Origin of the sequence: Mesorhizobium sp. LNHC229A00 (assembly GCF_000502415.1) — a bacterium.
In the GTDB taxonomy this organism is placed as follows: domain Bacteria; phylum Pseudomonadota; class Alphaproteobacteria; order Rhizobiales; family Rhizobiaceae; genus Mesorhizobium.
Genome location: NZ_AYWQ01000172.1, coordinates 1 through 482 on the forward strand (window position 1 = coordinate 1; position 482 = coordinate 482).

1 protein-coding gene is annotated in these 482 nt (G+C 61.2%); it reads left to right on the plus strand.

What is annotated here, in order from left to right; all coding sequences use genetic code 11:
* Nucleotides 1-482: FAD-binding oxidoreductase (locus X742_RS140175; protein ID WP_023775684.1), on the plus strand; the 482-nt coding region annotated here is incomplete at both ends.

Here is a 482-nt window from a genome sequence, read left to right on the forward strand (position 1 = left end):
TGAGCAATCCTCGGCCTGCGCGATTGAGCGCGACGGCATGAGCTTCGTCGTGCGTACGCCGGAAGGCGCGGTGCGGGCGAAAGATGTCGTGTTCGCAGGCGGTGCTTACACGCGAGGCGTATCACCCCAAATCGAGCAAGCCATACTGCCGATCGCGACCTACGTGATTGCAACTGAGCCGCTCGGTGCCCGCCTTGCCGAGGCAATTGACGCGTCGCATGCAGTCTATGATACGCGCTTCGCGTTCGACTACTACCGACCGTTACAGGACACGCGAATTCTTTGGGGAGGGCGAATCTCGGTGTTCAACCGTGATCCGGCCGCTATCGCGCGCCTACTCAGGCGTGACCTTCTACGCGTGTACCCGCAGCTCAAAGACGTTCAAATCGATCACGCTTGGGGGGGAATGATGAGCTACGCGCGCCACAAGATGCCGCAGATTGGTCGCACCGCTGACGGCCTCTGGCACGCGGTCGCATTTG